The 4,708-nt window shown below is 43.3% G+C and carries 4 protein-coding genes and 1 pseudogene; 1 reads left to right on the top strand and 4 read right to left on the bottom strand.

Going from position 1 to position 4,708, the window contains the following annotated elements:
• Nucleotides 1-4: 4 nt before the first annotated feature.
• The 4 genes and pseudogenes from AB5935_RS12355 to AB5935_RS12340 all read right to left on the bottom strand — a co-directional run.
• Nucleotides 5-451 (bottom strand): annotated as a pseudogene (locus tag AB5935_RS12355) (ABC transporter permease); the annotation flags it as partial.
• Nucleotides 448-1,158, bottom strand: a complete 711-nt coding sequence (locus AB5935_RS12350) for an ABC transporter ATP-binding protein (protein ID WP_022185078.1) — start codon at nt 1,156-1,158, stop codon at nt 448-450. The gene AB5935_RS12350 and the pseudogene AB5935_RS12355, both read right to left, overlap by 4 nt.
• Before the next feature lie 15 nt (nt 1,159-1,173).
• Nucleotides 1,174-2,424, bottom strand: a complete 1,251-nt coding sequence (locus tag AB5935_RS12345) for an efflux RND transporter periplasmic adaptor subunit (RefSeq protein ID WP_038609777.1) — start codon at nt 2,422-2,424, stop codon at nt 1,174-1,176.
• A 4-nt stretch (nt 2,425-2,428) separates the two neighbouring features.
• On the bottom strand, nt 2,429-3,736 hold the full coding sequence (locus AB5935_RS12340) for a TolC family protein (RefSeq protein ID WP_038609781.1): 1,308 nt from the start codon (nt 3,734-3,736) through the stop codon (nt 2,429-2,431).
• A 331-nt stretch (nt 3,737-4,067) separates the two neighbouring features.
• Between AB5935_RS12340 and AB5935_RS12335 the strand changes: the two genes are divergently transcribed.
• On the top strand, nt 4,068-4,708 hold a 641-nt coding region (locus AB5935_RS12335), incomplete at its 3' end, for a sigma-54-dependent transcriptional regulator (protein WP_368327441.1).

The following is a 4,708-nucleotide window of genomic DNA, read 5'->3' as shown; positions in this document are numbered from 1 at the left end:
CCTAGCCCGGCATGGAAAGACAAGAGGTGCGGTCGCCTTTCAGCAATTCAAAATCAAACAGACGGAAGAAACCAGGATCAGCGTATGCTATCTCATTCTCACGCAAACACAATTCACCATATTTTACCAATTGCTCCGGTTGGATAATACATCCCACACGGGTATAATCCTCAATTCCTGCCAGATTTTCCTGCATGGCCGAACCATATCCGAATGAACTGGTCGCCCAATCATCCGTCAGAGCTTCCCCCTCATGAAAAGTACTTTGCACACGATAAATCCGGGCACTCTTACTATGCATCTTGTCAAAACTAAATTCAAAAGCAACGTAAGTAAGTATCAATAAGGCTGATGCCATGCCTACGGCCAAGCCGAAGATATTGATGAAGCTGAAACCTTTCCTCTTCATCAGATTACGCCAAGCGCTATTCCAATAATTTCGTATGATCATAAGATTTCAGTTTTGGTATCAGATTCCATGGGGCGGTTACGATTCTCGGCAATAATCTTACCATCCAGCAAACGGATTATACGATGTGCATAAGCAGCATCACGCTGTGAATGGGTAACAATGATGATGGTGGTTCCCTGCCTGTTCAGTGTACTGAGCAGTTCCATCACTTCCACCCCATTGGTAGAATCCAAATTACCTGTCGGCTCATCCGCCAGCAGAAGTCGGGCATTGGTTACTACGGCACGGGCAATAGCCACACGTTGCTGTTGTCCACCTGATAACTGTTGCGGCAGATGATTGGCACGGTGCAGCATATTCACTTTTTCAAGCACTTCCTTTACACGCCTGTTACGTTCTGCCGGCTTTATATTAAGATAAACCAATGGGAGTTCAATATTCTCATAGACAGTCAGTTCATCAATCAAATTAAAGCTTTGGAAGATGAAGCCGATACTTCCTTTACGTAGAGCGGTCAGTTGGTTTTCATTCATTTTATCCACTCGCTTTCCCTCAAAGAGATAGGAGCCCGAAGTAGGGGTATCTAATGTTCCAAGTATATTCAACAAGGTAGATTTTCCACAACCGGACGGTCCCATGATAGCGACAAATTCTCCCTTTCCAATCTCGAAAGTTACTTCATTCAATGCTTTGGTCTGCACTTCCTCGGTACTGAACAACATAGAGAGGTTTTCTACTTTAATCATTCTTACGTGTGTTTTTTATTCGTTTAAAATCAGTTTCTCATTATCTCCAAACAGTTCGTAACCGGAAATAATAACTTTCTCACCGGAAGCCAGACCGTCAGTCACTTCATAAAACTGAGGATTCTGTCTGCCAATCTTAATAGGGCGTCTGACGGCAAATTTACCACTTTCATCCACAACATATATCCATCGCCCTCCGGTAATTTGGAAAAAACCTCCCCGAGGAATCAGAACAGCCTTGACAGGATCTCCCAACTGAAGATTGATATGATAAGTTTGTCCGGCCCGGATATTTCCGGGACGCCCTGCTGTGAAACGGAAATCAGTACGAAACTGCCCGTCCTTCACTTCAGGATATACTTTGGTTACTTCTAATTTATAATTCTCGCCGTCACGGGTAAAGTCGGCAGGAAGTTCCTGAACGACACGCTCCACATAATGCTCGTCAATCAATGCCTGTACCTTCAGATCAGCAGTAATAATCTGGCCGATATGTTCTCCGGCAGAAATGGATTGTCCGATTTGTGCTTCAAGATTACCCACCTGTCCGTCTATGGGAGCTTTCACTTTCAGGTTTTCAAGACGTTCACGTACCAATGCCAGACTTCGTTTCATATTCATAATATTCTCGTCCAAGCTGGATATCTGAGTCAAACGAAACAAACTATCCTGACGGATCCGTTCATCCAATACCGACAATTGTTCTTTTGCCGCTTCATACTCCTCCGTAGCCTGGAGATAATCCTCCCTCGCTATCAATTGCTCCTCCATCAGCCGCTTGTATTGCCCGTAACGACGTTTCTTTATAAGAAAGTCTTTCTGCATACCGATACGGTCCTGCTTCAGGCTTAACCGTTCCTGCTCCATACTGATACGGGTATTACGCAACTCGTTTTCCTGATAGGCCAAATCAGCTTCACTTTGCATGATACCGATATTCAGCAGCGGATTACTCAGACGCAAAATCGCATCCCCTTTCTTTACCATTGCTCCTTCCTCATGAAGGCGTTCCTCCACCCTTCCGCCTTCTATAGCATCAAGGTAAATCATGCGACTGGGAAGTACTTGGCCAATCACGCGGATATAATCATTAAACTCATTTTCTGTAACTGTAGCGATAGTGATACGGCTTTTGTCAATGGTCATGGAAGAACCTGTATCACGAAAAATAAAATAGAGAATGAGTACCAGTATGAATAATACTCCCACACCTCCATAAATCTGCTTGGGAGTGAAACGCTTTTTACGTTCAATTAGTGTGTCCATATTTTTAGTGGTTAATAAAACTTCCTGTTTGATAATACATAGCCAGTCGTGATGTCAGTTCGTACTGCAAACGTACTCTTATTTTTTCCGCTTTAGCGGCAAGCAGGCGATTTCGCGCCTCCATCAGTTGGAATACGGAAACAAGCCCTTCCTCCCACTTCCTTTCTGTTTCTTTCAGCACTTGTGTTTCGGCTTTTACCTGTAGGACAGCCTGTTGATGTTCTTCCCATCCCGAATGTAATGAAAGTACAATTTGTTCCGTTTCATTACGTAAATGCAGTTTCTCTTCCTCTATATTGTTCCGCACTCGCTGCAAATTCAATTTCTTCTTCTTTACTCCGGCATACCGGTCCAATCCGCTAAGAATAGGAAATGAAATACCCACTCCTATATATTTATTCCAATGGTCACGCAATTGATGTAACGAGAACAAGGAATTATAAAAATCAGATCCCCATGAAAAACGGGCGAAGATGGTGGGGCTGAACTGCCCAAGGGCCACAGCATACTCCTTACGGGCTGCTCGTTCCCACATCTCCATCCGTTTATAATCCGGCAACGCGTATACAGATTGTAAATAGATTTCCTCTATTTCTACCTGAGGCATTAATAAGGGTGTATCTTCACCGGCTGATAAGGAAACAGACAAAGTATCTCCCTCTTTCATTCCTACTATTTCTTTTAAATAAAGGAAAGACATCTGACGATTTTTTTCATACGAACGCTTTCTGAACACATCTCCTTGATGACGTGCTTTCACCTCCTGCAAGTCCGAAAGCGACTTCAGGCCCAGTTCTACGAAAGTTTCCGTCTGCTTCAGATAACGTTCTCCCAAACGAAGCTGCTCAGCGGCCAGTTCTGAAAGCTTTTTATCCAATGCCGCTTTATAATAGGCTTCAGCTACCTGATAAGCCAGATCATTTTGCTTTGCCAAATGATCCCATTCCTTCTCTTTTTTAGTCCAATGTGTATATCGCAAACGATTGATCCGGGCAAAGCCTTCAAATAAAGAAAGAGTGATATCCATTCCTATAGTCCCTTGATTATACGAATCGGCAGTGTATCCATTGGTATCCGGATCGACAGAACGCCCGATGTGCCTGCCTACTTCCGCCTGTACTGAAACATGAGGAAGAAATTTACCCATGGCAGCCACATAGTCTGTACGTGCTTCCTTTACGTCTATCCGGATATTCTTGAAACCAGGATTATGTTCCCAGGCATAGCGTATGCAATCGTCCAGTGTACTTTGCCCACACACAGGCAAAGACAGACTCGACAACAAACACACAATTATCAAATTATTTTTCATTTTACTTTGGTTTAGACACAGAATAGAGATCAAATGGTATGCCAAAACAAACGACATACTAATAATCAACGAGTTACAAAAGAAGTCATAAACTGATCGTCCAATTTTTAGACGGTATAACGTCCAAATTATAAACACCGCAAAGCCAGGGCGATCCAAGGGAAATATTGAAGCACGGATAAAACGGACTGAAGACGCATTCCAAGTGTCAAACCGCCCCTACGGTAAATAAAAGCATTACAGAAAATAATAAAAAACGTCCAATAATTGGACACCTCATTTGCAGGAACAGTCAAAAGCAGATATCTTTAGCCTCTGAAAGCAAAATGCTATGGACAAAGGAACAATTTTAATAGTAGATGATAATAAAGGAGTATTGGCCTCGCTGGAACTGTTGCTGGAAACGGAGTTCAGCGAAATAAAGACAGCCCATCATCCGAATCAAATTATATCTATTCTGAATACCTCTCCGGTAGATGTAATTATTCTTGATATGAATTTCTCAGCAGGAATCAATAACGGCAACGAAGGGTTGTATTGGCTGAAACGAATCCGCGAGATAGCTCCTGCACTACCCGTAGTCATGCTTACGGCATACGGGGATGTGGAACTGGCGGTAAGAGCTTTAAAGAATGATGCGACCGATTTCTTGTTGAAGCCTTGGGACAACCGGACCTTGGTATGCAAAATAAAAGAAGCTTTCGGAAGTGGTAAGAAAAGGAAAAACAGAGTCCCCGATAGAAGCCAATCACCAATGATTGTGGGGACATCTCCTGCCATGCAGCAGTTAATGAAAATGGTAGTGAAAGTGGCACGCACAGACGCCAATATCTTAATTACCGGAGAAAACGGAACGGGAAAAGAGATGCTGGCACAGGAAATACACCGGCTTTCCACACGACGGGAACATACTATGGTAACGGTAGATATGGGAGCAATCAGTGAATCTTTATTCGAAAGTGAGCTGTTCGG

Source organism: Phocaeicola sp. RTP21198st1_B8_RTP21198_201120 (genome assembly GCF_040929485.1).
Classification (GTDB): domain Bacteria; phylum Bacteroidota; class Bacteroidia; order Bacteroidales; family Bacteroidaceae; genus Phocaeicola; species Phocaeicola dorei.
Note: the sequence above shows the minus strand (reverse complement) of the source record. Positions and strands in the feature narration are given on the sequence as shown.

Coding starts and splice junctions, on each gene's coding strand:
- AB5935_RS12350 (WP_022185078.1), bottom strand. CDS start 1,158: ATGATTAAAGTAGAAAACCTCTCTATGTTGTTCAGTACCGAGGAAGTG.
- AB5935_RS12345 (WP_038609777.1), bottom strand. CDS start 2,424: ATGGACACACTAATTGAACGTAAAAAGCGTTTCACTCCCAAGCAGATT.
- AB5935_RS12340 (WP_038609781.1), bottom strand. CDS start 3,736: ATGAAAAATAATTTGATAATTGTGTGTTTGTTGTCGAGTCTGTCTTTG.